The 26768-nt window shown below is 71.2% G+C and carries 26 protein-coding genes, 1 tRNA gene and 1 pseudogene; 18 read left to right on the top strand and 10 right to left on the bottom strand.

Going from position 1 to position 26768, the window contains the following annotated elements:
• The first annotated feature begins 240 nt into the window (after nucleotides 1-240).
• The 14 genes from E1286_RS08230 (at nucleotide 241) to E1286_RS08295 (ending at nucleotide 10439) form a co-directional block, all read left to right on the top strand.
• A complete protein-coding gene (locus tag E1286_RS08230) occupies nucleotides 241-660 on the top strand; it encodes an FtsB family cell division protein (protein WP_132610342.1) in 420 nt (139 codons plus the stop codon).
• Nucleotides 650-1138: a DUF501 domain-containing protein gene (locus tag E1286_RS08235; protein WP_132610344.1), complete on the top strand. Its 489-nt coding sequence runs from the start codon at nucleotides 650-652 to the stop codon at nucleotides 1136-1138. The genes E1286_RS08230 and E1286_RS08235 overlap by 11 nt, the downstream gene beginning before the upstream one ends.
• Nucleotides 1129-2076, top strand: a complete 948-nt coding sequence (locus E1286_RS08240) for a Ppx/GppA phosphatase family protein (protein WP_132610346.1) — start codon at nucleotides 1129-1131, stop codon at nucleotides 2074-2076. Before E1286_RS08235 ends, E1286_RS08240 begins: the two co-directional genes overlap by 10 nt.
• Nucleotides 2077-2250: 174 nt before the next feature.
• Nucleotides 2251-3414 (top strand): hypothetical protein, encoded by a 1164-nt coding sequence (locus E1286_RS08245; RefSeq protein ID WP_132610348.1) that lies wholly within the window; start codon nucleotides 2251-2253, stop codon nucleotides 3412-3414.
• Between the two features lie 99 nt (nucleotides 3415-3513).
• Entirely contained in the window at nucleotides 3514-3837 is a 324-nt protein-coding gene (locus E1286_RS08250) for a PadR family transcriptional regulator (protein WP_132610350.1), read from the top strand.
• Nucleotides 3834-4781, top strand: a complete 948-nt coding sequence (locus tag E1286_RS08255) for an HAAS signaling domain-containing protein (RefSeq protein ID WP_132610352.1) — start codon at nucleotides 3834-3836, stop codon at nucleotides 4779-4781. The genes E1286_RS08250 and E1286_RS08255 overlap by 4 nt, the downstream gene beginning before the upstream one ends.
• A 13-nt stretch (nucleotides 4782-4794) precedes the next feature.
• Nucleotides 4795-5589: a uracil-DNA glycosylase gene (locus E1286_RS08260; protein ID WP_132610354.1), complete on the top strand. Its 795-nt coding sequence runs from the start codon at nucleotides 4795-4797 to the stop codon at nucleotides 5587-5589.
• Nucleotides 5590-5684: 95 nt separating this feature from the next.
• Nucleotides 5685-7001, top strand: a complete 1317-nt coding sequence (locus E1286_RS08265) for an NAD(P)/FAD-dependent oxidoreductase (protein WP_132610356.1) — start codon at nucleotides 5685-5687, stop codon at nucleotides 6999-7001.
• 77 nt (nucleotides 7002-7078) lie between these two features.
• Nucleotides 7079-7600, top strand: coding sequence for a glycine cleavage system transcriptional repressor (locus E1286_RS08270; protein ID WP_132610358.1), 522 nt, complete (start codon nucleotides 7079-7081; stop codon nucleotides 7598-7600).
• Between the two features lie 17 nt (nucleotides 7601-7617).
• Entirely contained in the window at nucleotides 7618-8112 is a 495-nt protein-coding gene (locus tag E1286_RS08275) for a peptide deformylase (RefSeq protein ID WP_281282639.1), read from the top strand.
• A 49-nt stretch (nucleotides 8113-8161) separates the two neighbouring features.
• Nucleotides 8162-8234, top strand: a tRNA-Leu gene (locus E1286_RS08280).
• 552 nt (nucleotides 8235-8786) lie between these two features.
• Entirely contained in the window at nucleotides 8787-9578 is a 792-nt protein-coding gene (locus tag E1286_RS08285; protein ID WP_132610362.1) for a Bax inhibitor-1/YccA family protein, read from the top strand.
• 162 nt (nucleotides 9579-9740) lie between these two features.
• A complete protein-coding gene (locus E1286_RS08290; RefSeq protein WP_132610364.1) occupies nucleotides 9741-9974 on the top strand; it encodes a DUF4287 domain-containing protein in 234 nt (77 codons plus the stop codon).
• Nucleotides 9975-10031: 57 nt separating this feature from the next.
• A complete protein-coding gene (locus tag E1286_RS08295; RefSeq protein WP_132610366.1) occupies nucleotides 10032-10439 on the top strand; it encodes a PPOX class F420-dependent oxidoreductase in 408 nt (135 codons plus the stop codon).
• 64 nt (nucleotides 10440-10503) lie between these two features.
• On the opposite strand, the gene E1286_RS08300 is transcribed toward E1286_RS08295, so the two are convergent.
• From E1286_RS08300 to E1286_RS08310, 3 genes are all read right to left on the bottom strand, one after another.
• Nucleotides 10504-11721 carry an acetyl-CoA C-acetyltransferase gene (locus E1286_RS08300; RefSeq protein ID WP_132610368.1) on the bottom strand — a complete coding sequence of 406 codons (1218 nt, stop codon included), beginning with the start codon at nucleotides 11719-11721 and terminating at the stop codon, nucleotides 10504-10506.
• Between the two features lie 75 nt (nucleotides 11722-11796).
• Nucleotides 11797-13140 carry an outer membrane protein assembly factor BamB family protein gene (locus E1286_RS08305; protein ID WP_132610370.1) on the bottom strand — a complete coding sequence of 448 codons (1344 nt, stop codon included), beginning with the start codon at nucleotides 13138-13140 and terminating at the stop codon, nucleotides 11797-11799.
• Nucleotides 13141-13216: 76 nt separating this feature from the next.
• On the bottom strand, nucleotides 13217-14200 hold the full coding sequence (locus E1286_RS08310) for an SGNH/GDSL hydrolase family protein (protein ID WP_342776171.1): 984 nt from the start codon (nucleotides 14198-14200) through the stop codon (nucleotides 13217-13219).
• 127 nt (nucleotides 14201-14327) lie between these two features.
• On the opposite strand from E1286_RS08310, the gene E1286_RS08315 reads away from it, so the two are divergent.
• Nucleotides 14328-15698 (top strand): cystathionine beta-synthase, encoded by a 1371-nt coding sequence (locus tag E1286_RS08315; RefSeq protein WP_132610372.1) that lies wholly within the window; start codon nucleotides 14328-14330, stop codon nucleotides 15696-15698.
• Here E1286_RS08315 and E1286_RS08320 read toward each other — a convergent pair.
• Nucleotides 15695-16552 carry an NAD(P)-dependent oxidoreductase gene (locus tag E1286_RS08320; protein ID WP_223189715.1) on the bottom strand — a complete coding sequence of 286 codons (858 nt, stop codon included), beginning with the start codon at nucleotides 16550-16552 and terminating at the stop codon, nucleotides 15695-15697. The genes E1286_RS08315 and E1286_RS08320 overlap by 4 nt on opposite strands.
• Nucleotides 16553-16615: 63 nt before the next feature.
• Between E1286_RS08320 and E1286_RS51690 the strand changes: the two genes are divergently transcribed.
• Nucleotides 16616-19828, top strand: coding sequence for an AfsR/SARP family transcriptional regulator (locus E1286_RS51690; protein WP_342776172.1), 3213 nt, complete (start codon nucleotides 16616-16618; stop codon nucleotides 19826-19828).
• On the opposite strand, the pseudogene E1286_RS49105 reads toward E1286_RS51690, so the two are convergent.
• Nucleotides 19751-20974: pseudogene (locus E1286_RS49105) on the bottom strand (sensor histidine kinase); the annotation flags it as partial. The gene E1286_RS51690 and the pseudogene E1286_RS49105 overlap by 78 nt on opposite strands.
• Nucleotides 20975-21176: 202 nt before the next feature.
• On the opposite strand from E1286_RS49105, the gene E1286_RS08335 reads away from it, so the two are divergent.
• Nucleotides 21177-22316, top strand: coding sequence for a cystathionine gamma-synthase (locus E1286_RS08335; RefSeq protein WP_132610378.1), 1140 nt, complete (start codon nucleotides 21177-21179; stop codon nucleotides 22314-22316).
• Between the two features lie 4 nt (nucleotides 22317-22320).
• On the opposite strand, the gene E1286_RS08340 is transcribed toward E1286_RS08335, so the two are convergent.
• Together E1286_RS08340 and E1286_RS51185 are read right to left on the bottom strand one after the other, a co-directional pair.
• A complete protein-coding gene (locus E1286_RS08340; protein WP_132610380.1) occupies nucleotides 22321-22749 on the bottom strand; it encodes a hypothetical protein in 429 nt (142 codons plus the stop codon).
• A gap of 10 nt (nucleotides 22750-22759) precedes the next feature.
• Nucleotides 22760-22885, bottom strand: coding sequence for a hypothetical protein (locus E1286_RS51185; protein ID WP_281282637.1), 126 nt, complete (start codon nucleotides 22883-22885; stop codon nucleotides 22760-22762).
• 153 nt (nucleotides 22886-23038) lie between these two features.
• Here E1286_RS51185 and E1286_RS08345 point away from each other — a divergent pair, with 153 nt between their 5' ends.
• Entirely contained in the window at nucleotides 23039-23461 is a 423-nt protein-coding gene (locus E1286_RS08345; RefSeq protein ID WP_246074587.1) for a DUF6292 family protein, read from the top strand.
• Here the strand turns inward: E1286_RS08345 and E1286_RS08350 are convergent.
• The 3 genes from E1286_RS08350 to E1286_RS08360 are packed head-to-tail and all read right to left on the bottom strand — an operon-like array spanning nucleotide 23437 to nucleotide 26733.
• Nucleotides 23437-23907, bottom strand: coding sequence for a GNAT family N-acetyltransferase (locus E1286_RS08350; protein WP_132610384.1), 471 nt, complete (start codon nucleotides 23905-23907; stop codon nucleotides 23437-23439). The two genes, E1286_RS08345 and E1286_RS08350, sit on opposite strands and share 25 nt — an antisense overlap.
• Nucleotides 23908-23944: 37 nt before the next feature.
• Nucleotides 23945-25903: a vWA domain-containing protein gene (locus tag E1286_RS08355; RefSeq protein ID WP_132610386.1), complete on the bottom strand. Its 1959-nt coding sequence runs from the start codon at nucleotides 25901-25903 to the stop codon at nucleotides 23945-23947.
• Between the two features lie 53 nt (nucleotides 25904-25956).
• A complete protein-coding gene (locus E1286_RS08360) occupies nucleotides 25957-26733 on the bottom strand; it encodes a hypothetical protein (protein ID WP_132610388.1) in 777 nt (258 codons plus the stop codon).
• Nucleotides 26734-26768 lie beyond the last annotated feature (35 nt).

The following is a 26768-nucleotide window of genomic DNA, read 5'->3' on the forward strand; positions in this document are numbered from 1 at the left end:
GCGACGGCACGCGAGGGAGCTGCCGTCGCCTGGGGGAGCGGAGGGAGCGCAGCGACCGGAGCGGAGGAAGGCGGCGGCATTGGGGGCGATCGAGCCGGCCTCGCGGAGCGAGGCCAATGGGCACGCGGCGGCATTGGGGGCGACCGAGCCGGCCTCGCGGAGCGAGGCCAATGGGCACGCGGCGGCATTGGGGGCCACCGAGCCGGCCTCGCGGAGCGAGGCCAATAAGTAAGGGGGGCGATGGGCACGAAAAGGCCGCAGCTCACTGGGCGGGCCGCCATCCTGGCGATCGTGGTCTGCGCGATCGCGATGAGCCTGGCCTATCCGGTGCGCGAGTACATCAGCCTGCGCCGCAGCATCGCCGAGCTGCGGGCGGAGAAGGCCAGGGTGGAGGCCGAGCGGCAGGAGCTGCTGGCCCGCGACCGGCAGAGCGACGACCCCAACTGGATCAAGAAGACAGCCAAGGAACGGCTCCACTACTGCGGTCCCGGCGAGAAGTGCTACGTGGTGATGGAGCCCCACCAGGGCAAGGAACAGACGGCCGCGAGACAGCCGGCGGCGGTGCCGCCGTGGTACCAGACGCTCTGGGAGTCCGTGGAGGCAGCCGACAAGGGCACCGGGCGCAGGGCGGTCACCGGGAAGGAGAGCGTTGGACGCTAAGGACGTCGAGATCGTGCAGGAGCAGCTCGGGCGTCCGCCCCGAGGGCTGCGCGGGGTGGCCCACCGCTGCCCGTGCGGCAACCCCGACGTGGTGGAGACCGCGCCGCGGCTGCCTGACGGCTCGCCGTTCCCGACGCTCTACTACCTGACGTGCCCCAAGGCGGCCTCGGCCATCGGCACGCTGGAGGGCTCGGGCCTGATGCGGGAGATGCAGGCCCGGCTGGCCACCGAGCCCGATCTGGCGGCCGCCTACCGGGCCGCGCACGACGACTACGTCGCCCGGCGCGACAGGGCCGCCGAGGAGCAGGGCCTGGAGCCGCTGCCGCGCGACATGCAGAGCACGGGGGGCATGCCGGAGCGGGTCAAGTGCCTGCACGCGCTCGTGGCGCACGAGCTCGCGGCGCCCGGGGCCAACCCGTTCGGCAGGGAGGCGCTCGACGCCCTCCCCGACTGGTGGAGTGACGGACCATGCGTGTAGCCGCCATCGACTGCGGCACCAATTCCGTACGCCTGCTCATCGCCGACGTGCGCGATGACGAGATCGTCGACGTCGACCGGCGGATGGAGATCGTCCGCCTGGGCCAGGGCGTCGACCGTACCGGCAGGCTTGCGCCCGACGCGCTGGAGCGCACGTTCAAGGCGATGCGTTCCTACCGGGAGCTGATCGACCGGCACGGCGCGACGGCGACCAGGGTGGTGGCGACGAGCGCGACGCGGGACGCGGCCAACCGCGAGGAGTTCGCCGCCGGCGTACGCGAGATCTTCGGGGTGGAGCCGGAGGTCGTGACGGGGGCCGAGGAGGCCGAGCTGTCGTTCACCGGCGCCACCAAGGGCCTGGTCCGGCTGTCGCCGGAGACGGAGGTGCCGCAGGGGCCGCTGCCGCCGTTCCTGGTGGTGGACATCGGCGGCGGGTCCACGGAGTTCGTGATCGGCTCCCAGCACGCGGAGGCGGCGCTGTCGGTGGACATCGGGTGCGTCCGCCTGACCGAGCGTCACCTGCGCGAGGCCGGCGACCCGCCGTCCGCGCCCGCCCTGGAGGCGGTGGTGGCCGACATCGAGGCCGCGCTCGACCGCGTCGAGGCCGAGGTGCCGGTACGCCGGGCGCACACGCTCGTGGGCCTGGCGGGCTCGGTCACGACGGTCGCGGGCATCGCGCTCGACCTGCCGTCCTACGACCCGGCGCGCATCCACCACTCGCGGATCTCGGCCGAGCAGGTGCACGACGTGACGCGGCGGCTGCTGGCGATGACCCACCGTGAGCGCGCCGACCTGCCCGTGATGCATCCGGGACGCGTGGACGTGATCGGAGTGGGGTCGCTCATTTTGGACCGCATCGTACGCCGTTTCGGGTTTTCCCAGGTCGTGGTTAGTGAACACGACATTCTGGACGGAATCGCCTGGTCTATTGCCCGATAGATGACGAAAAATCCGGACATTTCTCCTGTCTCGATCGTGTTGAGTGTGCAATCAGTATTGTGATTAGGTAAAGGTGCATTACGGGGGCTTTGCCATATCGCTGTGCGCGGAAGGTGCCGGCGTGGCGACCGTTCCCGAGCGCGTCTTTTCCCTCACGGAATGGAGCACTCTCACATGGTTTCTGTTGGGTTAGCTCGTAAGGCCGCCGCATTCGGCGCGTCGGCCGCGGTGCTCGCCACCCTGTCCGCGGGCCTGGTCGCCGGTCCCGCGCAGGCGGCGACCGCCGGCAAGGCGCCGAAGGTCTCGGTGTCCGCGCCGAAGGCCACGCCAGGGAAGTTCGAAGGGTCCTGTCCGGCCAAGGTCGACTTCTCGGCCAAGATCAACGTCCCGGTCAAGGGCAAGACGGAGCTGGCCTACCGCTGGCTCCACGGTGACGGGTCCAAGAGCAAGGTCTACACGGTCAAGCTCAAGGGCAAGGGCGTCAAGTCGGTGACGGTCAAGCAGTCCGTCACCTTCGAGGAAGACGTCAAGGGCTGGGAGGCCATCCAGATCCTCGGCCCGAAGAAGGTCACGTCCAAGAAGGGCTACTTCTCCGTCTCCTGCCAGGAGCCGCTGAAGGAGGTCCGTACGCACCTCGACGTGTCGGTCACGGCCCGTGCCTGGGCCACCCCGAGCTCGTACGCCGGCCGCTGCACCCCCGGCAACAAGATCGGCTTCGTCGGCCTGATCGAGGCCGACCGCCCGACGTGGGTGCGTTACCGCTGGCTGCTCAACGGTGACGCGGTCGACTACGGCAAGGTCAAGGTCCACGACGCCCGCAAGGTGGGCTTCGCCTTCTCGCCGCGGCACAGCCAGCGTGGCTGGGCGCAGTTGCAGATCCTGAGCCCTGACGGCTCGTACTCGAACCGGGCCGGCTACAAGGTCTGGTGCAAGGACTACACCCCGCACAAGCCCGAGGGTCACGGCACCAAGGTGTCCGCCTCGGCCTCGGTGAGCGTGGACGACAGCTGCGCCGTCAAGGCGAGCGGCTTCGTCTCGGCGACCGGCGCGGGCAAGGTGTCGTACACCTGGCGGGTGAACGGCAGCTCGCTCGGCGGCGGTGAGGTCTACTTCGGCCGCGGTGGCGGCACGAAGAGCATCCCCGGGGTCGCCACCACGGTGAGCGGCGAGGCCGTCAAGGGCGGCACCGTCACCCTGTCGGTGACCGGCCCGAACAACAGCAGCTCCGACAGCGAGAGCTACCGGTCCTGCGGGGTCACGACGCAGGCTGAGAAGCCGGCCGAGACGCTGAAGGTGGAGGCGACTCCGACGCCTTCGGCTTCCACTCCGGCCGCCTGAACGGCGCGACGCTGATCACGTGAACCGGGTGGTGCCTTCGGGCGCCGCCCGGTTCTCTTTTGTTGCCACTACTACGCAAAGCGCAGTAGTGTGCTTCGCGTGGATAGCAGTCAGCTGCTCAAAGGAGTGCTCGACCTCGCCGTGCTGGCCGTGCTCAAGGAGCGCGACGGCTACGGCTACGACGTGGTGCGCAGGCTGCGGGAGGCCGGGCTCGACGGGGTCGGCGACGCCTCCGTCTACGGCACGCTGCGCCGCCTGTTCAAGGCGGGCGCGCTGACCTCCTACGTGGTGGCCTCCGACGAGGGGCCGCACCGCAAGTACTACGGGCTCAACGACGTCGGCCGCGGCATGTACGCCTCCTCGGCCCGGACGTGGGCCGAATTCTCGGCCACCATGGCATCCCTGCTCAAGGAGGCAGAATGACCCCCGACCAGTACGCGCAGGCCGTACGCGCCGCCCTGGCCGACCACCCGGAGCGGGACGAGCTGCTGGAGGACCTCGACGAGCACCTCGCCGAGATCGCCGCCGAGACCGACCAGCCGCTGGAGTCCAGGCTCGGCCCGCCGGAGGCCTACGCCGAGGAGCTGGCGGCCGCGTACGGCGAGCGCCCCCAGCGGGTCCGCCGGCGCCGGGTGGACCCGCGCGGGTGGGCCGTGGGGGCGCACACCCGGCTGATGGCCCAGGCGCCCTACCGCTCGTTCGCGGGCTTCCTGCCGGAGCTGCGGCCGGGATGGTGGGTGCTGCGCGGCTACCTGCTGGCCATGGTGCTGCTGATGGTCACCGACAACGGCGGGCTCGTCCCCGGTGACGTCGTGGGCTGGGTGGTGGTCGCGGTCGCGGTCTGGGCCTCGGTGTGGTTCGGCCGGCGCAGCGGTCGCGGACGGCGTGCCGGTCGCGTGGTGGAGATCACGGCCAACGCGCTGGCCGTGATCGCCCTGATGGCGGGCCTCGACCTCGCGGCCTCGGCCGGCGACAGGACACAGGTGGCCGTCGCCCGTCCCGAGGTGTGGGTGCGCAACGCGTCGTCCGACGGCGTCTACAACATCAAGCCGTACGCCAAGGACGGCACCCCGCTGACCGACGTCTACCTCTACGACCAGGACGGCAACCCCCTCATCACCCACCCGGAGCGCTACGGCCACACGGTCGACCGCTCGTGCGGCGAGCCGATACTCAACCGCTACCCGCTGCCCCTGATCGACGAGCGAGCCGTCCCGCGCGATCACCGGGGCATGCCCAGCCCGGCCCCGTCGGTGTGCCCGGCGCCCGGGCCTGCCGCGACGCCGGCCGCCACCCCTGACCCGGCCGTCACCGTACGCCCTGTGCCCAGCGACACCCCGGCGCCCTCGCCGGCCCGGTCGAGGTGATGAGATCGGTGTCATGAGCTTCGTACCCCCGGGCACCGGCTGGCCCGACGATCCGGCGACGGCCGACACGCCCGTCGCCCTCGACCCCGCCGACGTGCGCCGCCTCGCCGCCGCCAGCGACACCCTCGCAGAGCTCACGGCCAGGCAGTCGGTCTGCCGTGCCTGCCCGCGCCTGGTGGAATGGCGCGAGGAGGTCGCCCGGGTGAAGCGGCGCGCGTTCGCGGAGGAGACGTACTGGGGCCGGCCCGTCCCGGGGTGGGGCGACGAGCATCCCCGGATCCTGGTGGTAGGCCTGGCCCCGGCCGCCCACGGGGGCAACAGGACCGGGCGCATCTTCACCGGCGACCGCAGCGGCGACTGGCTGTTCGCCTCGCTCCACCGCTGCGGGCTGGCCGCACAGGCCACCAGCACACACGCGGGCGACGGGCAGAGGCTGCTGGGCGCCAGGGTGATGGCGCCGGTGCGCTGCGCCCCGCCCGCGAACAAGCCGACGCCCGCCGAGAAGGCCGCCTGCCAGCCGTGGATGTCGCGGGAGCTGGCGCTCGTGGCGCGGGACGTGCGGGTGATCGTGGCGCTCGGCGGCTACGCCTGGCAGGCCGTGTGGCCGGTGCTGAAGGAGGCCGGGTACGAGCTGCCGCGCCTGCGCCCGCCGTTCGGTCACGGCGCCGAGGTCGAGCTCCGACACGCCGGCGCCCCCGTGACCCTGCTCGGCTGCTACCACCCCAGCCAGCAGAACACCTTCACCGGCCGCGTCACCGCCCAAATGCTGGATGACGTCTTCACCAGGGCCAGGTCACTGGCTGTGTGACGCGTCCCACCACGTCCGGATTGGCTTCGTCGAGAGCGCTTGACGTAAGCTTGTGAATGCTTTCACAAGCATTCGACGAGGGATGGGGCCTCAGGATGAACAAGCACATCTTGATCGTCGGCGGCGGATACGTCGGCCTGTACACGGCGCTGCGGCTGCAGCGCAAGCTCCACCGTGAGCTGCGCGGTGGCGAAGCCCGCATCACGATCATCGACCCCCAGTCCTACATGACCTACCAGCCCTTCTTGCCGGAGGCGGCGGCGGGTAACCTCTCGCCGCGCCACATGGTGGCCCCGCTGCGGCGGATCCTGCCGAAGGCCCACATCCTCAACGGGACGGTGACGAAGGTGAACCACGCCGGGCGCACCGTCACGTTCCAACCGGCCGAGGGCGAGGCCCGCCAGCTCTCCTACGACGTGCTCGTGATGGCGGCCGGCTCCATCTCGCGTACGCTGCCCATCCCCGGTCTCACCGACATCGGCATCGGCTTCAAGACCGTGGGTGAGGCCATCGCGCTGCGCAACCGCGTGCTCCACCTGCTCGACGTGGCCGAGTCGACCGACGACCCCGAGGTGCGGCGCAGGGCGCTGACGTTCGTCGTGGTCGGCGCCGGTTTCGCGGGCGTCGAGGCGCTGGCCGAGCTGGAGGACATGGCCAAGGATTCCACCCGTTACTACCGCAACATCAAGCCGTCCGACATCCGCTGGGTGCTGGTGGAGGCCACCACCCGGGTGCTGCCCGAGGTCGGGCCCGAGATGGGCAGGTGGACCCTCGAGCAGCTGCGCGAGCGCGGCATCGACGTCCGGCTGGAGACCCGCCTGGAGTCGTGCACGGACGGCCGCGTGGTGCTCTCGGACGGCACGGAGTTCGACGCCGACACCCTCGTGTGGACCGCCGGCGTCAAGCCGAGCCCGGTCGTCAACGACAGCGACCTGCCGCTCGACGAGCGCGGCCGGATCAAGACCACCGCCCTGCTCACCGTGGCGGGCACGCGCGACGCGTTCGCGGCCGGCGACGCCGCCGGGGTGCCCGACGTGACCAACCCGGGCCAGTTCTGCGCACCCAACGCCCAGCACGCCGTCCGCCAGGCCAAGGTGCTGGCCGACAACATCGTCCGCCACCTGCGCGGTCAGGAATTGCTGCAATACCGCCACAAGTACGTCGGATCGGTCGCAGGTCTCGGCCTGCACCAGGGCGTCGCCAACGTCTACGGCGTCAAGCTTCGCGGATTCCCTGCGTGGTTCATGCACCGCACCTACCATCTGTCGCGGGTGCCGACGCTGAATCGCAAGGTCCGCGTCGTCGTCGACTGGACCCTGGCCCTGTTCTTCAAGCGCGAGACCATCTCGCTGGGTGAGATGGAACATCCACGCGAGGGATTCAGGGCCGCCGTGGCGACGACTCGCCGCTAGCCCGGGAACGGCAACGCCCCGGCGGTCACCGCCGGGGCGTCTCGGCGCCCCTGGTCGCAAGGGAAGGGGCACAAGGGGTGGGGCTCTCAGCGGTGACCGTGCTCGGCGTCGACCGGCCCGGCGTGATCGCCGCGGTCACCGGTTCGCTGGCCGAGTGCGGAGCGAACATCCAGGACTCGACCATGACGTTGCTCGGCGGGCACGTGGCGATGATGCTGCTGGTGTCGGGCGACCTCGACCCCGCCGAGCTGAGGAAACGCCTGGGCGCGCCCGACCTGGTCGTGACCGCCTCCGCCATCGACGCGCGCCGTCACTTCTGCGACGACGGCGGCGGCCCCGAAGGAGTCGGCTACGTGCTGACCGTCCACGGCCCCGACCGGCCGGGCATCATCTCCGCCATCAGCGCCGTGCTCGCCGCCGACGGCGGCAACATCACCGGCATGAGCACCCGGCTGACCGGCCGCCTCTACGTGCTGATCGCCGACGTCGACCTGCCCAAGGACGTGGACGTGGCGGCGCTCATGCGCAGGCTCGCGGCCGTCGGCGCGAGCCTCGACTCGCAGATCACCTTCCGCCCCGTCGAACCGGACCTGCTGTGAAGGGAACCCCGCGGCAGGTGCTCGGGGCGCCCCACCCGGTGCTGTCGGCCATGGCAGAACCGGTGGACCCGACCGCGCCCGAAGTCGTGGCCGCGGCGGCCGACCTTCTCGCGACCCTGCGCAACGAGCCCGCCACGGCGGGCCTCGCGGCCCCCCAGATCGGCCTGAGCTGGCGCCTCATCGCCTTCGACGCCGGTCGCCACCCCAAGGCCCGGTCAAGGGCCGGAGAGCTCGTGGTGGCCAATCCACGGCTCGCCGGCGCCGCCCACTGGAACGAGGGGCGCGAGGGCTGCGCCTCCGTCGCGGGGCTGAGCGCGGACGTCCCCCGCGCGACGCGTATCACCGTACATGGGCATTTGCCAGGTACGGGGGAGGCCGTCACCATCGAAGCGGATGCCTTCGAAGCCCGCTGCATTCAGCACCAACTGGACCATCTGGACGGTCTACTCTTCTTGGACAGAGTGCCCGGAGTCCTATCACTTCACACTAGTCTTCACAGTTGTGACGCTTGATGCGAAGTTGTGCTCCTCGGAAGCATGGTCCGTTTCGTATGATTGCGGCGCCCCCGTAGCCCAATGGCAGAGGCAAACCCCTTAAAAGGGTTGACGTGCGGGTTCGAATCCCGCCGGGGGCACTGCCTCTTTACCTTCCCTTTAGGTCACTGACCTGGAGGTTTACCGCGATCGACGGACGGACTCGCGCAGCCGATATCGAGTTGTTACTCAGTAGGGGCGGCGCGACGTGCTTCAGCCCCGGTGGCGTAGGGGCTGAGCACGCGGTCAGGAGTCTCCCTCTCGGGGCCGGACAGGCAGTCCATGTTTGCGCGGCTGAAAACTTATCGTGTTCCTCTCGATATTGACTTCGCGCCGGTCATCTGCAATCTCTGGGGAGAGCCCCGTCGTTTCTTTCCGTGAAAGGTTGACTACGCTTCACGGCGAGACTTTTCGACGGTGAAAACCCGGTCGGCGCCTATAGTCGCCTGCCCGGTCCGGCCCGCCGCCCCCGGCGGGCGTCACCCGAGGGGCTCCCATGACGAAGATTTCTCCGTCTCGGGATGACCATGGGAACTCCACGGCGGGCATGTTCGTTGTGAACGCAGCCGTAGGTTTCGTAGGAACATCTGACTGAGCGTCACAGTTGACCAAGGTGCCGCCGGCCCCGCAGGTCGGCGACACAGGAGGCAGCGATGCAGAGCAAGAACCCCGTATTCAGCAGGTCGCGGCAGCAGGCCGCGACGGGCTGGGCCGGCCCCACCCCGTCCCCCGACCAGTTGCAGAACATGTACGACACGCCGTCGTACACCCCGTCCCGGCCGGCGTTCCGCACCATGACGCTCGACGACGTCGTGGTTCGAGGGTTCCTGACCCTCGGGGCGCTCGTCGTGGCCGCCGCCGCGGCCTGGTACCTCCAGGTCCCGCCGATGATCGCCATCGGCGCCGCCGTCGTGGCCCTGGTGCTGGGGCTGATCGCCTCGTTCACCATGAGCACCAACCCGGCGCTCATCCTCGCGTACGCGGTGTTCGAGGGCGTCTTCCTCGGCACGATCAGCTCCCTCTTCGAGGGCATGGTCAGCGGCATCGTGCTGCAGGCGGTGCTCGGCACGGCGTTCGCCTTCGGCGCGGTGCTGACCGTCTACTCGCTGCGCATCGTGCGCGTCACACCCAAGCTGGTGAAGTTCACCATCGCCGCCGGCCTCGCGGCCCTCGCCCTGGTGCTGGTCAACCTGGTCGCCGGCTTCTTCGTCGACGGCGGCCTGGGGCTGCGCACCGACTCCCCGCTCGGCTGGATCTTCAGCGCCGCGATGATCCTGCTCGGCTGCTTCTTCCTGCTGCTCGACTTCGACTCGATCGAGCAGGGCGTCCGCCAGGGCGCTCCGGAGAAGTTCGCCTGGCAGTGCGCGTTCGGCCTGACGCTCAGCCTCGTGTGGATCTACCTCGAGGTGCTGCGGCTGGTCTACTACTTCAACAGCAGCGACTGACCGTCCGCGACGTGATGAGGGCCTCGCCGATCCGGCGGGGCCCTTTTCGTTGTGCGATCGAAGATCTACCGACCGTCACGGAATGATGCCCTTACGGGGGGTTGCCATCTGTACATCTGTGTTGCAGTGTCAAGCAAAGAAGCGTTAACCGCGGAGGTGCCCATGATCTTGAACCACTCACCGGAGACGCAGACGAAGCTCATCGCAAGGGTCCCATCGATAACGGGACGCGAACTCCCCGAGTGGTTCCAAGCCATCGACAACGGCCCGGCTTTCCTACGGTGTGACGAGCGGGCCAACTGGCTCGCCGACGAGCACGGGCTCACTCACGGCTATGCCGCCGCCATCGTGCGCGAACACGAGCGGCACCGCCGTAACCGTCGGGGCTTCATCTAGACCCCACACCGTCCCCCCGCGCCCGCGCTGCCAGCGCGGGCGCGTCATCATGAGGGAATGGATCTCGACAAGGCACTTGACTTCCTTCGCGCCAACCACCACGCGGTCCTGCTCACCAGGCATCGCGACGGGCGCCCGCAGATGTCCCCGGTCGTCGCCGGGGTCGAGAACGGCCGCGTGGTCATCAGCTCCAGGGAAACCGCGATCAAGGTGAAGAACGCCCGCCGCGACCCGCAGGTCTCGCTGTGCGTCTTCACCGACCGCTTCTACGGCGACTGGATCCAGCTCGACGGCACGACGGAGATCATCGCTCTGCCGGACGCCATGGAGCACCTGATCGCCTACTACCGCGGCATCTCCGGCGAACACCCCGACTGGGACGACTACCGCGCCGCGATGGAGCGCGAACACCGCGTCATCATGAGCATCACCCCGGCCCACGCCGGCCCCGACCACCACGGCTGACCGGAAGGGCACACGCGAAGCGCCCGGCCGTGAGGCCGGGCGCCGGGCGAACGCGGTGCGTCGATCAGCCGAGGCGCTCGACGATCATGGCCATGCCCTGGCCGCCGCCCACGCACATCGTCTCCAGTCCGATGCTCTTGTCGTGGTGCTGGAGGCCGTTGATCAGCGTGGAGGTGATCCGCGCGCCGGTCATGCCGAACGGGTGCCCGACCGCGATCGCGCCGCCGTTGACGTTGAGCCGGTCGAGCTCGATGCCCAGCTCGCGGTACGACGGGATCACCTGGGCCGCGAACGCCTCGTTGATCTCGGCCAGGTCGATGTCGTCGATCGCCATGCCGGCCCTGGCCAGCGCCTGCTTCGTCGCCTCGACCGGCCCGAGGCCCATGATCTCGGGCGACAGGCCGGAGACGCCGGTGGAGACGATCCGGGCCAGCGGCGTGATGCCCAGCTCGGCGGCCTTGACGTCGCTCATCACGACCACCGCGGCGGCGCCGTCGTTCAGCGGGCAGCAGTTGCCGGCCGTGACCGTGCCGTCGGGGCGGAAGACGGGCTGCAGCGAGGAGACCTTCTCGTACGTGGTGCCGGGCCGCGGGCCGTCGTCCTTGCTGACCACGGTGCCGTCGGGCAGGGTCACCGGCGTGATGTCCTTCTCCCAGAACCCGTCGGCCAGCGCCTTCTCGGCGAGGTTCTGCGAGCGCACGCCGAACTCGTCCTGCTCCTGGCGGGAGATGCCCTTGATCTGGGCGACGTTCTCGGCGGTCTGGCCCATCGCCATGTAGACGTCGGGGACCTCGCCGTCCTCACGCGGGTCGTGCCAGGTCTTGCCGCCCTTGCCGAACTCCTTCGTACGGCCCAGCGCGCTCAGGAAGGCCGGGTTGTGCGTGTCGGGCAGCGAGTCGGAGTTGCCCTTGGTGAAGCGCGACACGGTCTCGACGCCGGCCGAGACGAACACGTCGCCCTCGCCCGCCTTGATGGCGTGGAAGGCCATCCGCGTGGTCTGCAGCGACGAGGAGCAGTAACGCGTCACGGTGGTGCCGGGCACGTTGTCGAGCCCGAGCAGCACCGCCACCACGCGGGCCATGTTGAAGCCCTGCTCGCCGCCGGGCAGGCCGCAGCCGAGCATGATGTCGTCGATCGACGACGGGTCGAGCTGGGGCACTTTCGCCAGCGCGGCCTGGATCATCTGCACGGTCAGGTCGTCGGGCCGGATGTCCTTCAGCGAGCCCTTGAAGGCTCGCCCGATCGGGGAACGCGCGGTTGCGACGATGACTGCCTCGGGCATGGCCCCTCCTTTGTCGGCGCTAATAGTAGAACTATATTCCAGTTCTTCGCTCGGGGCCCGCGCCGGCCCCGGGCGTTATCCGTACATACCCGGCGTCGTCCCCGTGTGGTCGTGCACCGCGTGGACGGCGCCCTTCTCGTCGCGCCACAGCCGCCAGCCCTCCTGGCTGCCGGTGAACCACAGCGGCGGAGCCGCCGCCGGCGAGACGCGCTTGCCCGTGGCCAGGTCGTACTCGCAGATGGCGGCCGTGGAGTAGAAGCCCGGCGGCTGGCCGCGCAGGGGCAGCGGCTTGGGGTCGGTGACGCAGAACGACCAGCCGCGCTGCTCCTCCACCGAGATGGGGCCGCCGGAGGCCAGGTCGAACGCCGTGCCCTTGGCGTTGTGGGTGAGGAAGCCCAGTTTGTCCATGCGCTCGGGGAAGGCCAGCCACCAGCCGGAGCCCGGCACGTCGGCGGCCGGGATCTGGCCGACCACCCGCCCGCTCTGGGGGTCGAGCCGGGCGAACCCGCCGTAGGAGCCCTGCGGGTCGACCGGGCGGACGACGGGGGCGTGGCCGGGGTTGCCGCTCGGATAGACGCGTACGACGGAGGGGCGCATCCAGTTGATCGTCCCGTCGGAGATCCTGACGGAGAACAGCCCGAACGTGGAGACCTTCCGCGTCTGCGGGTGGGTGTAGGGGGCGACGTAGCCGACCAGGTCGTCGCCCGCCGCGCCGAACGCCCACCCGCCCGACACGTCGATGCCCGGCCCGAGCGCCTGTTCGATCGGCTGCTGCCACTGCAGCTTGCCGGTCTTGAGCTCGTACGACTCGACCGAGGGGCTGGCGGACAGCCGCAGCAGCAGGACGCGGGAGCGGTCGTACCACTCGACCTCGGAGATGCCGGGCAGCCGCCACAGCACCTTGCCGGTCGACGGTTCGAGCACGACCATGCGCGCCTTGGCCAGGGCGGTGTGCTCCGACAGGCAGACGTAGGGCCCGCATCGCTGCGGCCCGAACGTCGAGTGCACCGGCCTGCTCCACTTGCGCGCGCCCGAATGTGCGTCGCGGGCGGTGAGGGTGGCGTTCCAGCGGCCCTTCTTGACCGGGTCGAGCGCGACGACCACGGCCTTGCCCGGGGACGTCTCGACGACCGCCGGCGTGGAGACGCCCATGCCGGGCAGGCGGCCCGCCATCGTGGCCGGCTGGGCCCACAGCCGCCTGCCGTCGCGCAGGCCGAGGGCGACCGTCTCGAGCGTGCCGTCGGGCTTCATGGAGGTGGCGGCCACGACCCCGGCCGCCACGGCCATCCGGCTGACGGCGTTGACGTGGGTGTTGTGCCAGGTCGTGGATTCGGTGGTGGCCGCGTCGCTGCCGGAGCAGGCCGTCGCGGCGAGGGTTCCGGCGAGGGCGAGGGACGGTTTCCAAAGGGACCGGAGCACAGGCAATCCACTCCAATGAGAACGGGGAGTGGCGGCTCCGGCCCGGAGGGTGACCGGGCGCGGTCTCGCTGAGCCGTCAGGCGTCGTTGAGCGGCTCGCCGAGCCGCCGGCGGAACAACGTCACCCACTTACCGTGCAGGCCCGTCGCCCGCCCGTCGACCCGGGTCGCGGTGACCTCGGTGCCGGGCTCCTCCGCGGCCGTCGCCGCCGCGAGGTATATCGGTTGCAGTGCTTCGCCGCGCCGGGGGTGCGGTTCAGGCCAAAGCCCCAACGCTGCGCACACCGACGGTAGCACCGCGTAAGCGGCCTGCGCGTAACCTCGGTCAGATGGATGGAAACGATCCGGTCCGAACATTTCTGCCGGATTTGCGTCGAATTCGGGCCCTAGGACGTCGGCGAACGCCACCGTACGCCCTCCGGCGTCGACCACGGCGACCGTCTGCGCCGCGGCCAGCTGGCGGCTCCAGCGCCGCGTCACCCAGCGCAGCGGCTGGGCGATCGGCCGCACCGTGCCGAGATCGGGGCAGGTGCCCACGACCACCTCGGCCCCCGCGTCGCGCAGCCGCCGCACCGCCTTGGTCAGATGCCGTACGGCCGTCGCGGGCGGCGTCTGCGTGATGATGTCGTTGGCCCCCACGAAGATCACCGCGAGGTCGGCCTCCATGGCGAGGGCGACGTCCACCTGTTCGACCAGCTCGGCCGACGGCGTGCCGGACTTGGCGGCGACGACGAGGCGCACCGGGCGCTCGGCCACCGAGGCCAGGCCGTTGGCCAGCAGCACGCCCGGGGTCTTGGCCGGGTCGGTCATGCCGAGGCCCACGGCCGTCGAGTCGCCCAGCATGGCCATCCTGATCGGCTCGCCGGGGAAGTCGCCGTACACGCCGTCGGAGACCGGGCCGTCCAGGCCGTGCGGCTGGCCGATGACCCTGCGTGCGAGCAGTCCTTCAGCGATCAGCAGGCCGTACGCCGTGGCTCCGAGGGCGGTGAGCCCGCCCCCTCCGAGCGCAGCCGCGGTAGCGATCTTGCGTGCCGCCCGCGCCATCCCTGCTGGCCACACCACGTACGTGCCCTCCCCGGTCGAACTCGGCGGTAGCGTTTGCTTGAAAGTAACCGAGGCCCTGTCACCCCCAGGGGACCTCGGCCGACGACAAGCTGATCAAGCTTCGGCAAAGAAGGTGAACACCTCGGTGCGCGTTTACGATTCCCTGGTCGAGCTGATGGGGAACACCCCACTCGTCAGGCTGCACAAAGTCAATGCGGGGGTGCCTGCGCAGGTGCTCGCCAAAGTCGAGTACTTCAACCCGGGCGGCTCCGTCAAGGACCGGATCGCGGTGCGCATGATCGAAGCCGCGGAGAAGTCCGGCGAGCTGCGCCCTGGCGGCGTCATCGTGGAGCCCACCTCGGGCAACACCGGCGTCGGGCTGGCCATCGTGGCGCAGCAGAAGGGCTACCGGTGCCTGTTCGTCGTGCCCGACAAGGTGGCCCAGGACAAGATCTCCGTCCTGCGGGCGTACGGCGCCGAGGTCGTCGTCTGCCCGACCGCCGTCGCGCCCGACCACCCCGAGTCCTACTACTCGGTCTCCGACCGGCTGGCCCGCGAGATCCCGAACGCCTGGAAGCCCGACCAGTACTCCAACGTCAACAATCCCGACTCCCACTACCACTCGACGGGGCCGGAGATCTGGGAGCAGACCGAGGGCCGGGTCACGCACTTCGTGGCCGGCATCGGCACCGGCGGCACGATCAGCGGCACCGGCCGCTACCTCAAGGAGGTCTCCGGCGGTCGCGTGAAGATCATCGGGGCCGACCCGGAGGGCTCGGTCTACTCCGGCGGCAGCGGCCGTCCGTACCTCGTGGAGGGCGTCGGCGAGGACATCTGGCCGGCCACCTACGACACGACCATCTGCGACGAGATCATCGCGGTGTCCGACAAGGACTCCTTCACCATGACCCGCAGGCTCGCCCGCGAGGAGGGGCTGCTGGTCGGCGGCTCCTGCGGCATGGCCGTGGTGGCGGCGCTGCGGGTGGCGGCCGCGGCCTCGCCCGACGACATGGTGGTCGTGCTGCTGCCCGACGGCGGCCGAGGTTACCTGTCCAAGATCTTCAACGACGACTGGATGGCCGACTACGGCTTCCTGACCGAGTCGTCGGAGGAGGGGCTGGTCGGCGACGTGCTGGCGCGCAAGGGTCCGGGGCTGCCGGAGTTCGTGCACGCCCACCCGCACGAGTCGGTCGGCACGGCCATCTCGATCATGCGCGAGTACTCCGTCTCGCAGCTGCCCGTGATGAAGGAGGAGCCGCCGGTCATGGCGGCCGAGGTGGTCGGCTCGATCGTCGAGCGCGACCTCCTCGACGCTCTCTACCGCGGAAAGCTTTCGTCCGACGACCCGATCTCCGAACATATGTCGGCCCCGCTACCCACGATCGGCAGTGGTGAACCCGTGGCTCGTGCGGTGGAAGCGCTGGAAAAGGCGGATGCGGCGGTCGTGCTGGACGACGGCAAGCCCGCCGGGCTGATCACCCGGCAGGACCTGCTCGCCTTCCTCGCCAACCGCTAGGGCTTCATGATCGACTCGATCACGGTGCCGAGGCCCTCATCGCCGCGGCCTTCGGCGTCCGCGCGCTCGAAGAGCCGCCGCAGCGCCTGCGGCACCGTGGTCTCCAGACCGGCCTCGGCCAGCGCGTCCACGGCGTGGCCGAGGCCCACGGCCTGCATGTGCAGGGAGTTGAGCTCGCCCGGGTAGACGCCGGCCTCCGCCTCCTCGGCGAGAATCTTCGCGTACCCCATGGGGCCGTCGCCGCCCATCGAGGTGAACAGCTCCCCCGCGAACGGCAGGAAGTCCCTCGCCGGCACGCCCGACCTGCGCATGAGGGCGAGGGCGTGCATGAAGCTGGTCAGGCTCGACCAGAACATCAGCAGCTGCGCCTGATAGTACGTCATCGCCAGCCCCTGGTCGGCCCCCACGTAGGTGACCTGGCCGAGGGCCTTCAGGGTCGCGGCGTGCCGGTCGAGCACGTCCTCGGGGCCGCTGTAGAACGTGTACGCCCCCGGCTGCCCGATCGCCGGCGGCGGCACCATGACGCCCCCGGTGACCAGCGTGCCGCCGCGCCCGGCGACCCAGCCGGCCGCCGCGCGCAGCTCCTCGGGGGTGCCGGAGCTGAGGTTGACCACCACCTTCCCGTCGAGCCTCGCCTCGCCGAAGCTGTCGTACATCGCCGGGTAGTCGGTCTGGCTGACCACCAGCAGGTCGCCGTCGGCCGCCGACCCCGCCCGCCTGGCGCCCTTGTCCACCAGCGCGTCCGCCTTGCTCGCCGTGCGGTTCCAGACCGCCACCTCGTGGCCCGCGGCCAGGAACGCCACGGCCATCGCCGACCCCATCGGGCCGAGTCCCACCACTGTCACTTCGCTCATGCCCTCGACCATCCGGCCGGCCGCTACGGAAATCCTTCGGGCCCGCCACGGGTTGGGTTGGGTGTGTTGCGTTTCGGAGTGCTCGGGCCGTTGCGGGTCCGTACGGAGGACGGCCGTCCTGTCGAGGTGGCCGAGCCCAAGGTGCGGGCGCTCCTGGCCGACCTGCTCGTCCACGGGGGCGGGCCGCTTTCGGCGGACCGGCTGATCGAGGACCTGTGGGGGGAGCGGGCCGGTCGTAACCCGCGCGGCACCCTTCAGGCTCGTGTCTCGGAGCTGCGCCGTGCGCTCGGCGACCGTGGCGCCGTTCTGCACGGTCCTGGGGGGTATCGGCTGGCGGGCTGTGACTGTGATGCCGGGCGGTTCCGGGCGCTCGTCGGGCGTCGTTCGCGTGACCCGCGGGTGCGGGCGGGGGAGCTGGGGCAAGCCCTGGCGTTGTGGCGCGGGCCCGCGTACGCGGAGTTCGCCGACGCGGAGTTCGTGCGCGCCGAGGCGGCCGGTCTGGAGGAGGCGCGGCTCGCGGCGCTGGAGGAGCAGGCTGAGCTCCATCTCGACCTGGGGGAGCCCGTGGACCTCGGCTCGCTGGTCGCCCGGCATCCGCTGCGGGAGCGGCTGGTGGCGGCGCACATGCGGGCGCTGTACCGGGGCGGGCGGCAGGGTGAGGCGCTGGCGGCGTACGCGGAGCTGCGGGGGCGGCTGGCCGAGGAGCTGGGGGTGGACCCGTCGCCCGAGCTGACCGCGCTCCACCAGGCCGTCCTCCGCCAGGACACCGCCCTGCACCGCCCGGTGGCTTCGGCGGTCAGGAGTGGACCGACGAACCTGCCCGCGCCCCTGACGGAGCTGATCGGACGGGACGCCGACGTGGCCGACGTGCGCGGGCTGCTGGCCGCCGCCCGGCTGGTGACGCTCACGGGGCCGGGCGGCGTCGGGAAGACCAGCCTCGCGCTGGAGGCCGCTCGCGGTGTGACCGCGCCCGACGGGGTGTGGCTGGTGGAGCTCGCCGGAGCGGTGGACCCGTCCGAGGCGGTGGCGGCGGTGCTGGGGGTACGCGACGACGACACGCTCCCGCTGGCCTCCCGCCTGGCCGGCGCACTGACCGGCAAAGACGTTCTCCTGATCCTCGACAACTGCGAACACCTCCTGGACCCGGCCACCCGCGCGAGGGGAGGCGGGGCCGAGGCGAACCCGCCGCACGGCAGCGGGGCCACGCACGATGGTGCTGGTGGCAGCACGGTCCCCGGGCTCGTGGCGGAGCTGTTGCGGGCCGTTCCCGGGCTGCGGGTGCTGGCGACCAGCCGGGAGCCGCTCGGGGTGACCGGCGAGCGTGTACGGGTCGTGCCGCCGCTTCCGGAGCCCGAGGCCGTACGCCTGTTCACGGCACGGGCCGGTGTCGAGCCGGACGAGACCGTGGCCACCGTCTGCCGGCGGCTCGACGGCCTCCCGCTGGCCCTGGAACTGGCCGCCACCCGCGTGCGCGCGCTGGGCGTTCACGAGCTCGCCGACCGGCTGGACGACCGGTTCCGGCTGCTCAGCGCCGGGACGCGCGACGCCCCCGCCCGGCAGCGTACGCTCCGGGCGGTCATCGACTGGAGCTGGGAGCTGCTGGGCGAGGCCGAGCGGGTGGTGCTGCGGCGGCTGGCCGTGCACGCCGACGGGTGCACGCTGGAGGCCGCCGAGGAGGTGTCCGCGGAACCAGGGGTGGACGTGCTGGACACTCTGGCCCGCCTGGTGGGCCGGTCGCTGGTCGTCCGCGTCCCCGGGCCACGGTTCCGCCTGCTGGAGTCCGTGGCCGCGTACTGCGTGGAGCGGCTGCGCGAGGCGGGGGAGGACGACCTGGTCAGGGAGCGGCACGCGCGCTACTACACGGCGCTGGCCGAGCGCGCCGACCTCCGGGGGCCGGGGCAGCGGGAGTGGCTGGAACGGCTCGACGCGGAAACCGCCAACCTCCGCCGCGCGCTCGCGGGGCCCTACCCGCTGCGCCTGGTCAACGCGCTGGCCTGGTACTGGATCCTGCGCGGCCGCCTCCGCGAAGCCCGCCGCTCCCTGACCACCGCCATCAACGCCCCCGAGGCGACCACACGGGTCACCGGCGCGGGTGGTGACGCGGGGCGGGCGGCGGTTTGGCTGGCTGGGGTGGAGTCGCTGATCGGGGAGACCGCCGTGTCCGTACGGCGGGAGGAGCTCGACCTGGCGGGGGAGGCGCTGGCCGATTGGCTGCTGACGCATGTCCGTTGGGCGTACGGCGATCACGCCGCGCATGAGGCGGCGGCCGGGCGGGCGCTGGCGGCGTACGAGGCGCTGGGAGATCGGTGGGGGATCGCGGCGGCGCTGTGCCTGCGGGCCAAGCTCGCCGTCGGCCGCGGCGACCTGGCCGCGATGGAACGCGACGGGGAGCGGGGCCTCGCGCGGTTCCGGGAGCTGGGTGACGGCTGGGGACAGATCGAGGCCATGGACGTGCTGGACCGGGCGGCCGAGATCCGCGGCGACTACCCGAAGGCCGCCCGGCTGCGGAGGGAAGGGCTGCGGCTGGCGGAGGCGCTCGGGTTCGAGGTGTCGTACAAGCTGGCCGGGCTGGGGCGGATCGCGCTGCTGAAGCGCGACTACGCGGCCGCCGACGACCTGCACGAGCGGGCCAGGCGGCTGGCGGTGGCGCAGTCGTACAAGTCGGCCGAGGAGAACGCGCTGCTCGGCCTGGCCATGAGCGCCCGCAGGCAGGGCCGGTACGACGAGGCCGAGGCGTACCTGCTGCCCGTGCTCGGCTGGCTGCGGCAGGTGCGCGGGACGTCCGGGATCGCGTTCATCATGGCCGAGCTGGGGTTCGCCGCCGAGCAGCGCGGCGACGCACGGCTCGCGCTGGCCCGCCACCGCGAGGGCCACGAGGCGGCCCGCGCCACCGCCGACCCCCGCGCCGTCGCCCTGGCCCTGGAGGGCCTGGCCGGCGCCCTGTCACTGTCGGGCGTGGAAACGTCGTCCGACGCCTGGGTCATCAGGGCGGCTGAGCTGGTCGGGGTGGCGGGGGCGATCCGGCAGGAGGTGGGCGTGCCGTTGCCCGCGGCTGAGCGGCTCGATGCGGAACGGATCGTCGCGCGGCTGCGGGACCGGCTGGGCGAGGAGGTGTTCGAGCGGGTCGTCGCGTCAGGACAGCGGGAACTCGGCGAACACCTCCCAGGCCCCCTCCGGCGAGGGCCCGGCGTACAACCGGCCGCCCAGCGCCTCCACCCGCTCGGCCATCCCGACCAGACCGAACCCGCCGCCCAGGCCGGCCAGCCGCGGGTCTGAGCCGAACCCGAAGTTCCGCACCCGCAGCACCGCGCTGCCCTCGTGGCGGCGCAGGGACGCCTCGACCCAGGCGGCCCGCGGCGCGTGCTTGCGCACGTTCGTCAGCGCCTCCTGGAGCACCCGGTGCACGGTCGTCATGACCTCCGGCTGCAGCGTGCGGTCGTCGAAGCCGGAGCCGATCTCGAAGGCCACCTTCGGCCCGTCGGCGGAGAACCGGTCGGTCATCATCCGCAGGTCGGCCATGGTGACGCCCGGCGTGCGGGCCGCGTCGTCCTCCGTGCGGAGCACCGTGACCATGCGCCGCATCGAGGTCAGCGCCTCCGACCCGGCCGTGGCGATCGCGTCGAGCGCGGGCGAGACGGCCTCGGGCTTGGTCGCGGCGACCGTACGCGCGGCCTGGGCCTGCACCACGATGCCGGTGATGTGGTGGGCGACCAGGTCGTGCAGCTCCCTGGCGATCTCCAGGCGTTCGGCCCTGCGCACCGCGTGCACCGCCTCCACCCGGCGTTCCTGCTGGAAGCGGAGGTAGCCGCCGATCCCGGCGGCCGTCGACCAGCCCACGAACAGCAGGAAGGAGAACGCCAGGCCCGAGCCGTTGTAGTCGCGCGCGCTCGCCTCGGTCATCAGCACGACCAGCGCCACGATCGACAGGACGACCGCCTGGCGTACCGGCTCCACGTGCCGCAGGACCCCGATGAGCAGGATGAGCAGCGCCCCCGTCTCCGCGGCCCCCGGTATGCCCCTGAAACCGGTGAAGCCGACCAGCAGCGACGTGGCGAGCGACAGCGCCAGCATCACGGCGAACCCGCCCAGCCGCCACCTGCGCCGCAGGATCACGGCGACCATGCCGACCGCGCCGCACACCGGCACCACCCACTGGAGCGTCCCGACGACGACGCCGAGCAGGACGTCCATCAGCAGCATCATGGCCAGGCAGCCGAGCATGGCGATCTCGCCCAGCCGCCGGACCCAGTACACGATGCGCTTGGAGTCGGCCACGGTGTCGAGCCTAGGCCGCGAGTCGTACCGCTCGTATCCACCGTTCGGCCGAACAGCACGGCCGCGAACCCGTCCTTCAGCGGAGGCGGCGGCCTGGGCGCGTCGCGGATGCTGGAGAGGTCGGAAGGAGATGGACATGCTGGCCATCGGAATCGTGCTGCTGGTCGTCGGAGTGCTGCTGGCGCTGGCCGACCCCGTGCTGCTCTCCCGTACGGACGCCTGACGACCTTGGGCTCGCGTGCGCAGGGCGCGCGGGCCCCAGGTGGGCCGTCGGGGGACGGCGGCCCTGAAGCGGCCCGCGACTCGGTGGGGACCGAGGCGCGGGCCGGCTTCCACTAACGTGTGGTGTATGAGCAACGGTTTTGAGACCTTGGCCATTCACGCAGGTCAGGAGCCCGACCCGCTGACCGGCGCGGTCGTGCCGCCGATCTACGCCACGTCCACGTACAAGCAGGACGGCGTGGGCGGCCTGCGTTCCGGATATGAGTACAGCCGTTCGGCGAACCCCACCAGGACCGCGCTCGAAGCCGCGCTGGCCGCCGTGGAGGGCGGGGCGAGGGGGCTGGCGTTCGCCTCTGGGCTCGCCGCCGAGGACACCCTCCTGCGCGCGGTGTGCAAGCCGCAGGACCACGTGATCATCCCCAACGACGCGTACGGTGGCACGTACCGCCTGTTCGCCAAGGTGCACGAGGCCTGGGGCCTGCACTACGACCCCGTGCCGCTGCACGACCTCGACGCCGTGGCCGCGGCCATGACGCAGAAGACCAAGGTCGTCTGGGTCGAGACGCCCACCAACCCGCTGCTCGGCATCGCCGACATCGCCGCCCTGGCGCAGCTCGCCCACGACAACGGGTCGCTGCTGGTCGTCGACAACACCTTCGCCTCGCCGTACCTGCAGCAGCCCATCGCGCTGGGCGCCGACGTGGTCGTCCACTCGACCACGAAGTACGTCGGCGGCCACTCCGACGTGGTCGGCGGCGCGCTCGTGGCCGCCGACAGCGGCCTCGGCGAGCAGCTCGCCTACCACCAGAACGCGATGGGTGCGGTGGCCGGGCCGTTCGACGCCTGGCTCACGCTGCGCGGCCTGAAGACCCTCGGCGTCCGCATGGACCGCCACTGCGACAACGCAGAACGCGTCGTCGACCTGCTGCTGGCCCACCCGCGTGTGACGGAGGTGCTCTACCCGGGGCTCGCCGAGCACCCTGGCCACGAGGTGGCGGCCAAGCAGATGAAGAGGTTCGGGGGCATGGTGTCGTTCCGCGTCGCCGGAGGCGAGGCGGAAGCCGTGGAGATGTGCAACCGGGCGGAGCTGTTCACGCTGGGCGAGTCGCTCGGCGGCGTGGAGTCGCTGATCGAGCACCCCGGCCGCATGACGCACGCCTCGGCCGCGGGGTCGCCGCTGGAGGTGCCCGCCGACCTCGTACGCCTGTCGGTCGGCATCGAGACTGTCGACGACCTGCTCGCCGACCTCACCCGCGCGCTGGGCTAGGCGCCTACTCCGGCACCACCATCAGGAAGAGGATCACCAGCCAGATCACCGACACCAGCCCGCTGATCGCGGCGATCCGGCCGTTCTGCACCTGCGCGTCGTCCTCGGCGCTCTCGCTCGTGAGGGCGCGTACGGCGGCGCGCAGGTCGCGGTCGATGATGACGAGCAGCACGGCCGCCACGATGAACAGCGTCATCGAGGCCGACATGTACCACCGGCCGAGGATCCCGCCACCCATCACGATGCCGAGCACCAGGCCGAAGACGAAGACCCCCAGGGCGCCGATGCTGTAGATCCGGGTCGTCCGCTGGATGAACTGGAGCGCGGGGACGTTCTTGTTGCGGATGACGCGCGGCGCGGCCATCGTCGCGGCGGTGATCGGGCCGATCGTGAAGATCGCGAACCCGATGTGCAGCCAGAGAAGCAGGTCCATGCCGCTGAGACTAGTCGCCGACGATCTCCTTCGGAGACTCGACACTCTCTTTGCTCTCCGCGGAGCTACGCATGCACAGCTCCGTGCTCACCACCGCGAAGAGCATGAACATGATGAGGAGAACTGTGGCAATCATGGGAACTACTGCTTCCCCGATTCAGCCGCAAATATCGTCCATTATGACTAGACGCTCTGTGACCGGTTGAGTTCAGGCGCGGGTATGGTTGGGTCCCGTCGCAGTTTCCTCACTATTTGGGCGACCGTTTTTGGGCGCAGGGGGGTGCCGTCCGTGGCCATCAAGCACGTCGAGCCGTACACCGATGAGTGGCTGCACCAGCCGATCTGCTACGTGCGGCGGGTCATCGGCCTGCTCGGGTCAGAGGTCGCGGACTGGTGGGAAGGCCCTTCTGAGCCGCGTGACGCCACCGTGAAACTCACCGACGGCACCGCGCTGGTGTGGGACGAAGAGAGCGGCTGGCGCCTCGGCACCTTCGTCTCCGGCGGCCCCGGGCAGCACACCGAGCTGTCGGGGGTGCGCTACCTCGGTCACGGCCTGCTGCCCAGGCCCGAGCGCGTGCCTCAGGCGCTGCAGGACGCGCGGGCGGGCGTCGGCGCGAGCTCGGCCTGGCGGCCCTGCTACCGCTCCCACCGCAACTGCCGCGACGGCTTCGACGTCGCCCTCGACTTCTACTCCCGCCTCGTCGACGCCTGATCCTCCCCGCCCAGCACCAGCAGGACGTGCCCGTCGTCGGTGACGCCCGCGCGGCGGAACCCGTGGCGCTCCAGCAGCCGCACCGAAGCGATGTTGCCCTCGAACGGATCGGCGTGCAACGGCCGGTTGGCTTCCTTGCGCAGGAAGAGCTCCAGCGCCCGCGTGCCCACCCCGCGGCCCCAGAACTCCCTGCCGAGCCAGTAGCCGATGAACCGCCGCTCGCCCTCCCACCAGGCCACGACGTTGCCCGCCAGCTCGCCGCCCACCAGGACGGCCTGCACCAGCACGGTCGGGTCGCCCAGGACCCGCGCCTTCCAGTGACTGATGAACGCCTCCCGCTCCCGTGGCGGGAACTTCGACCGCCGCACCGCCTCCGGGTCGTGCTCCTGCGCCAGGAACACCTCCAGGTCGGCCTCCACCACGTCACGCAGCCCGATGTCCTCCATGGCAGGCGAGTCTGGCAGCCGGCACCGACAGTTCGGGTCAGCGGGCGCGGCGCAGGCGCAGGAAGTCGCTGACGACGTACTCGCCCAGCCGTTCGGCGCTGGGGGAGAAGACGCGGCCGCCGTTCCTGCGGGCCACCTCGTCCACGAACTCCTTCAGCCGCTCGTCGGCCGCCAGCATGAAGACGTTGATGGTGGCCCGCCGCCGGGACATCTTGTCGACCTCGGCCAGCGTCAGCTCCAGCGTCTCCCGCGACGGCGGCCACTCGAACGCCGACCTGCCGTTGCGCATGAGGTGGGCGGTCGGCTCGCCGTCGGTCACCACCAGCACCACCGGTTCGAAGTCGGGATGGCGGTCGAGATGGCGGCCGGCGATCAGCAGCGCGTGGTGCAGGTTGGTGCCCTGCACCATGTCCCAGTCGAGCCCCGCCAGCTCGTCGGGCTGCAGCACCCTGGCGTAGTTGGAGAAGCCGATGATCTGCACGGCGTCCTGCGGGAACTTCGAGGCTACCAGCGCCTGCAGGGCGAGCGCCGTCTGCTTGGCCGCCGCCCACGTGCCGCGCAGCGCCATCGAGTACGACAGGTCCACCAGCAGGCAGACCGCCGCGGCGCTGCGGCGCTCGGTCTCGGCCACCTCGAAGTCGTCCACGGACAGCCGCACGCCGACGCGTTCGCCGGTGGTGACGCCGCCGCTGCGGACGCCGTTCACGAGCGTGCGCACCACGTCGATGGGCTGCTCGTCGCCGAAGCGCCATGGCCGTGAGGAGCCCGTGAGCTCGCCGGCCGAGCCCGCGTCGTGCTGGTCGTGGTCGCCGCGGCGGCCGGCGTCGAGCGAGGAGAACACCCGGCGCAGCGCCGTCTCGCCCAGTCGGCGCACCGCCTTCGGGGTGAGCTCCAGCTTGCCGCGGCGGCGCAGCAGGTAACCCTGCTCCTCCAGCTCGCGTTCGATGCGCTTGAGCCCCTCAAGGTCGTCGACCGCCGAGCGGCCGAGCGCACGGCGTACGGCGGCCTCGTCGATGTCGTCGAGCCGCGCGCCCGGGTAGTCCTGGCGCAGGGCGGACTCCAGCTGTGAGAGGTCGGCCAGCTCCTCCAACGCCGTCACCGCGTCGCCCATGGACAGCGGCTCGTCGCCGGTCATGCGCTCGGGCGCGTTCCAGGCCAGGTCGGGACGGCGGGCGTAGAGGGCCTCGCCGAGGCGGCGCATCTCGTCGGACAGACCCGTCTGCTCCAAGGTCTGGTTGATGAGGCCGGCCAGCTCCTCGCGCTGGCGCGGGGTCATCGAGGCCAGCATGCGCTGCGTGGCGGCGGCGCGGCGGGCCAGGATGTCGACGAGTTCGTCGAGGTTGCGCGGCTTCTCGGGGAACAGGTCACCATATTTCCCCATGAAGGCGTCGAAGTCTTCTTGGGTGTGTTCGCCCTGGGCGTCCTTGGCAAGCATGTCGTTCAGGTCCGCCATCATCTGCCGGACGCGTTCCATGGCCTCGGGGTCCGGGTTGGCCAGGGCGTCGCGCAGGCCCCTGAACTGGCTGTCGAGCACCTCGCGGCGCAGCAGGTCGCGCAGCTCCTGGAACGTCTGCCGGGCCGCGGCCGACCGCCAGTCGTACGTGCTCAGCTCCTGGATGGCGCTGGCGGTGTCGTCCGGCAGCGCGTCGAGCCCCGCCTCCCGCATGCGGGCGTCGTCGGACGGGTCGGGGAACAGCTCCGCCCGCTCCTGGCCGATCGCCTTGTCGAGCAGCGCCCTGGCGCGCTCCAGCGTGCCGTCGAGCCGCCCGCTCTCGCGCAGGTCGCGCCGGCGCCGCCGGACCTCCCTGAGCATGTCGTCGAGGCCGCGGCGCTCCTGGACGCCGGGCAGGCCGCGCTTGAGCAGGTCGCGCAGGGCGTGGACCGGCGTCGAGCCCGACAGGATGGCGTCGCCCATCTCGTCGAGCGCCGCGCGTACGTCGTAGGGAGGGGCCAGGGGGTCAGGGCCGTCGTGGAACTCGCCATAGCGGAAGGCCATCACGAAACCCACGCTAACCCGAGAAACGCTCCCATGTGCCCCCCGGAGCCCGGTCATGCGTCCCCGAAGACCTCCCAGACCTGCTCCAGGGAGTCGACTTCCGGGGTGTAGTCGACCTTGACCAGCACCGGGTGGCGCAGCTTCGACAGCGCCTCGGTGAGGTCGTCGGCGGCGCACTGCTTCGTGCCGAGGCCGTCCTGGTTCGCGTTCACGGGCCGGCCGGTGAGCCAGCCGTCGCCGCACTTCGCCGTGGTGCGGAAGAAGACCGTCGCGTACGTGTAGCCCAGCTTGACCTGCTTGCCCCCGGACGAGAACAGCACGGTGCTGTCGTCCACCCGCTGGATCGTGCCCTGCGCCGTCTTCAGGTCGGGCCAGTCGGGGACGAGGATCTCGTTGATCCGGGTCGCCCTGCCGTCGCGGTGTTCGGCCCGCAGCGCCACCGGGCCGCGCTCCAGTTCGGTGGCCAGATCGGACGGCTTGCACGCCGTGCGGCCCAGGCCCTTGTCGTCGAGCGCGACCTGCCCCTCGGTCTCCTTCAGGTCGCACGCCACCGTGACCCGCCCGTACGTGGCCGCGCCGTAGTCGAGCCGCAGCTCCTTCGCCTCCGCGACCGGCGAGAGCCGGTAGCCGGAGAAGCCGCCCTCATGCTTCTCGAAGGTCTCCGACTTGGGCACGACCCGCAGGCGGCCCTCGCCGTCGGCCCAGGCGTAGCCGTACACGACCTGGGTGGAGGCGGAAGCCTCCGCAGTGGTGGGCGCGGACATGACGGGCGCGGCGCAGCCGCTCACGGCCAGCGCGGCGGCAGCCGCGGCGCAGACGAACGAACGCATGGACGGTCTCCCCCGAAATTGCTGATCAGTCATCC

This window comes from Nonomuraea terrae, from assembly GCF_004348995.1.
In the GTDB taxonomy this organism is placed as follows: domain Bacteria; phylum Actinomycetota; class Actinomycetes; order Streptosporangiales; family Streptosporangiaceae; genus Nonomuraea; species Nonomuraea terrae.